The organism is Synechococcus sp. WC101, from assembly GCF_047461555.1.
Classification (GTDB): Bacteria; Cyanobacteriota; Cyanobacteriia; order Thermostichales; family Thermostichaceae; genus Thermostichus.
Genome location: NZ_JANSHG010000185.1, coordinates 1 through 4,200, shown reverse-complemented (window position 1 = coordinate 4,200; position 4,200 = coordinate 1). Strand labels below are relative to the sequence as shown.

The following is a 4,200-nucleotide window of genomic DNA, read 5'->3' as shown; positions in this document are numbered from 1 at the left end:
GACCGGCGCCAACTGCCCCTAACATTTTGCAACCATAGGTTTTTGGCTGCGTGCATCCGCCAGGGGCTCCTTTGTTCAGCGATCTTCCCGACTTTTTCCCTCAACCCAAGAGCAGCTCTTCTCCCACGCCCATCTCGGCCATCGGCGAGGCGGGGCTGTTGCAGATCGTGCAGCGCTACTGTCCTGCCCAGGTGGTGGGAGACGACGGGGCGGTGTTGCCCGCTCCTGAGGGGCAGTTGGTGGTGAGCACCGATGTCTTGGTGGAGGGGGTTCACTTTAGCGACGTGACAACCCCGGCCCACGCGGTGGGCTGGCGGGCGGTGGCGGCCAATCTCTCGGATCTGGCAGCGATGGGATCCCGTCCGCGGGCGTTGGTGGTGGGCTTGGGCCTGCCGGGATCCACGCCGGTGGCTTGGGTAGAGGAGCTCTACGAAGGGATGCGGGCCTGCTGTGCCCGTTGGGGAGCAGAATTGGTGGGGGGGGATCTGTGTCGGTCGCCGCAGCGGTTTGTGGCGATCACGGCCCTGGGATCGGTGCAGCCGGGGCGGGCGATTGAGCGCAGACGGGCTCAGCCGGGCGATTGGCTGGTGGTCACAGGGCCCCACGGCGACGCGCGGGCCGGCCTGGAGCTGCTGCTCCATCCCGAACAGGGATCCTCAGCCACGGCAGCACAGCGGCAGCAGTTGATCAGAGCCCACCAATACCCGCGCCCGCGCTTGGATGTTCTGTCCCTTTTGGAAGCGCTCCCCGGTCCTCTGCGCCTGGCCGGCATGGACACCAGCGATGGCTTGGCGGACGCCCTGGTGCAGGTGTGCCAGAGCAGTGGGGTAGCGGCGCGGATCGCGGCGGAGCGGATCCCGATTTCGGTGGCTTTGCGCCAGGCGTTCCCGGCCCAAGCTTTGGAGTGGGCGCTTTATGGGGGCGAAGACTTTGAGCTGCTTCTCAGTGCCGAGGTGTCGGTGGCCAAGCATCTGTTGGAAAAGTTGCCAGGAGCCGCCTGGATTGGGGAAGTAACCGGCTGGGATCCGCAGGGGACGGTGCGGTTGCAGGACGGGCAAATCCTCAGCCGCCAGCAGGCCTTCCAGCACTTTTGAGCCTGTCTGAAAAACTCACTGGCCACCTAGGCCGCTCAAAACTGCCCAAAGTTGAAAACCAAGCTACTCGAGTCGGAAAGGAAACCGGAACTGGGATTGGGTAACCTGGAAGTGTAGAGAAAACCGCAAAAGGACAAACCTCGGCCCGAAAAGGCCGCGGGCACGTGCAGAACTTCGGAGAATTGGAGACTTCTGGATGAAAGCTATCTTAGCAGCAGCCGCGATCGGTTTGGCAGGGATCCCTCTGCTGGCCCCCTTGCCAGGAGAGGCCCAGCCGCTTTTCCAATTGGGTGCCTACCGCCTTGAGCAGGGGACGATTATTCCCGTCGGCAGCCTCAGCAGCGAAGGGCCGCAATACTTTTACCCCGACACCATCTACCCGCTGGAGGTGGCCGTCACGCAAAACATTTTCGACAACCAGGGGCGTTTGGTGATCCCGGCGGGCAGCCGCGTTTTTGGGCAAATGGAACCGGCACCGGGCGGATCCCGCTTTGTTGCCACCTCCATCGTCCTCGGCGGTCGCACCTATAGCCTGCAGGCCTCTTCCGGCATCCTCCACGACGAGAAGGATCCCCGCCAGTATTCGGCTGAGGCCATCGCCCAGGATGCAGCCATCGGGGCAGTCGCAGGCACCCTTTTGGGAGCCATCAGCGGCGGCGTCTCGGCGGGCAATGTTCTAGGCGGGGCAGTGGCTGGCGTGGTGGTGGGCAATGTAACCGCTCCCCAGGTGGTGGTGCTGCGCCCCGGCCAGTCGTTTAATCTGACTTTGGAAGCGCCGCTCACCCTGTAATCCCCGGCTTCTGTTCCAAGGCAGGGGTGGAGATCCGGCAACTTGTGATTCACTGGATCAGCAAGTTGTGGATCCCGTGTCTCTATGCCTGCAGAATCCAAATCCACTCCTGTCCTGCACACCACGGAGCACACGTTCAACGCCGGGGGAAAGTCCTTCCCCTACAGGGCGGTGGCCGGCTGGCAGACTCTCTTCCGGCGGGAAAAGCCGGTAGCCGAGATCTTCCACGTCGCCTATCTGAGGCAGGAGGTTGACTCCCGACAGCGGCCTCTCACCTTCGTCTTCAACGGCGGGCCGGGGGCGGCCTCTGCCTATTTGCACATGGGATCCCTGGGGCCGAGACGCCTCCGCTTTGGGCCCAACGGCAGCTTGCCGCCCTCGCCAGTGCAACTGGTGGATAACGGCGAAAGTTGGCTGCTGTTTTCTGATTTGGTCTTTGTCGATCCGGTGGGGACGGGGTTCAGCCGCGCCCTGCCCAAGGAGTCTCAAGACGCCAAAAGTTCTCAGGAAAAATCCGATCCGGCGGCCAAGCCCACCCAGGCGGAGGAAAAGGAAGACGAGCCCCCCAAGGAGGCTCCCTTTTGGGACGTGGAGCGGGATTTGCAATCCTTGGGCGAGTTTATCCAGGGCTTCCTCTCGCGCTACAAGCGCTGGCTCTCTCCCATTTTCATTGCCGGCGAGAGCTACGGGGGCTTTCGGGTGGCGCGGCTGGCCAAGGAGCTGCAAGCCAAGTTTGGCGTGGGCCTGTCGGGGGCTATTCTCATCTCGCCGGCCATCGAGTTCGGGCTGCTGGAGACCACCGATTACAACCTCAGCACCTGGGCAATGCTTTTCCCCTCCTATGTCGCCACAGCAGCCTATCATGGGCGGTGTGGCTGGGGGGAGGATTTGCAGATCCTGCTGCCCAAAGCAGAAGGCTTTGCCCGCCAGCGGCTGTTGCCCCTCTTGGCCATGGGAGAGGCGATGCCAGAAGCGGAGCGGCAGGCCATCTACGCGGAGATGGCGGCAGGGATCGGACTCTCGCCGGAGTATGTGGCCCACAAGGGGGGGCGGATCGACCCGGCCAGCTTTGCCCGCGAGCTGTTGCGCTCCCAGCGGCTGGTGCTGGGGCTCTACGACGCCTCTGTAACCACCGTGGATCCCTTTCCGGATCGGCCTACCTTCGAGGGATCCGATCCCACCTTAGATGGGGTAGATCGCCTGTTTACTGCCGCCATCAACAGCCACCTGCGGGAGACCCTGCAGGTGGACACGGAGCTGACCTATCACCTCCTGAACCTAGAGGTGTTCAAGTCCTGGCGCTTCGCCCCCAAGGGGGAGCTCAAGCAAGGGTTCATCGGCGCCATGGACGAGCTGCGCAGCAGCATGGCCCTCAACCCCCACATGCGGGTGAGCATTCACCACGGCTTCTACGACCTGGTCACCCCTTACTTTGCCTCCAACCACCTGGTGGATTTGATGAAGCTGGATCCCCGCCTCAAGGCCAACCTCACCCTGCGCCACTACCGCGGCGGCCACATGTTCTACACCTGGGATCCCTCGCGGGCCGAGTGGTTTGCCGAAATGGCTGAGTTTTACCGAAAGGCCGTTTCCAGCTCGGGGATCCCTGCGTGATGGGCAATCCCAACCCCGCCTGCCTACTGCCGCAGCCAACGGGTGGTGCCGTCTTTTTGGTCGATAAGGGTGATCCCCAGAGCCTTTAACTGCTCCCGAATGCGATCGGCTTCGGCAAAGTTTTTCGCCTTGCGGGCCGCCGTGCGTTGGGCCACCAGCTCTTCAATCCGCGCGTCTTCAAGGGGTGGAAGCTTGGCCAGTTCCCCGTTGGCGGCAGCTTTCTCGGATCCCTGGGCAGGCTGGGGCCAGCAGAAGCCCAGCGTGGCCAAGATCTCCAGCAGGGCGGCGCCCTTCTGCCTCAGCAAGTGCGGCTGCAGGTGGGTGTGGCCCTGGTGGGTCAAGAGGTTGTGCTCGCGGATCAGTTCCTTGGCCAGCTCAAAGGCAAGAGCCAGCGCCCCAGGGGTGCCGAAGTCGTCGTCCATGGCCGTCTGGAAAGCCCTCATCGCCTCGGAATCGGGGGATCCCCCTTGGCCAAACTGCTGGGCGCAGTGGATCCCTTTTTGGAGAGTCTCCCAGCCGTGGCTGGCCGCCTCCATTGCTGCTTCAGTGAGGTCAATCGGGCTGCGGTAATGGGTCTGCAGCAGGAACAGCCGCAGGGCCATGGGGTGATAGAGGGCAAGGGCCTGTCGTAGGGTGGTGAAGTTGCCCAAAGATTTGGACATCTTCTGGCCGTTGACGTTGACAAAGCCGTTGTGCAGCCAG

The 4,200-nt window shown here is 63.0% G+C and carries 4 protein-coding genes; 3 read left to right on the top strand and 1 reads right to left on the bottom strand.

Features of this window, described 5'->3' with window-relative positions:
- Positions 1–71: 71 nt before the first annotated feature.
- The 3 genes from thiL (at position 72) to NW809_RS11030 (ending at position 3,498) form a co-directional block, all read left to right on the top strand.
- Positions 72–1,094 carry a thiamine-phosphate kinase gene (gene thiL, locus NW809_RS11040; protein WP_011430721.1) on the top strand — a complete coding sequence of 341 codons (1,023 nt, stop codon included), beginning with the start codon at positions 72–74 and terminating at the stop codon, positions 1,092–1,094.
- 196 nt (positions 1,095–1,290) lie between these two features.
- Positions 1,291–1,884: a hypothetical protein gene (locus NW809_RS11035; RefSeq protein ID WP_011430720.1), complete on the top strand. Its 594-nt coding sequence runs from the start codon at positions 1,291–1,293 to the stop codon at positions 1,882–1,884.
- A gap of 84 nt (positions 1,885–1,968) precedes the next feature.
- The gene (locus NW809_RS11030; protein WP_011430719.1) at positions 1,969–3,498 is read left to right on the top strand and encodes a S10 family peptidase; all 1,530 of its coding nucleotides are present in this window, start codon (positions 1,969–1,971) and stop codon (positions 3,496–3,498) included.
- A gap of 23 nt (positions 3,499–3,521) precedes the next feature.
- Here NW809_RS11030 and NW809_RS11025 read toward each other — a convergent pair.
- On the bottom strand, positions 3,522–4,200 hold a 679-nt coding region (locus NW809_RS11025), incomplete at its 5' end, for a DALR domain-containing protein (RefSeq protein WP_414402142.1).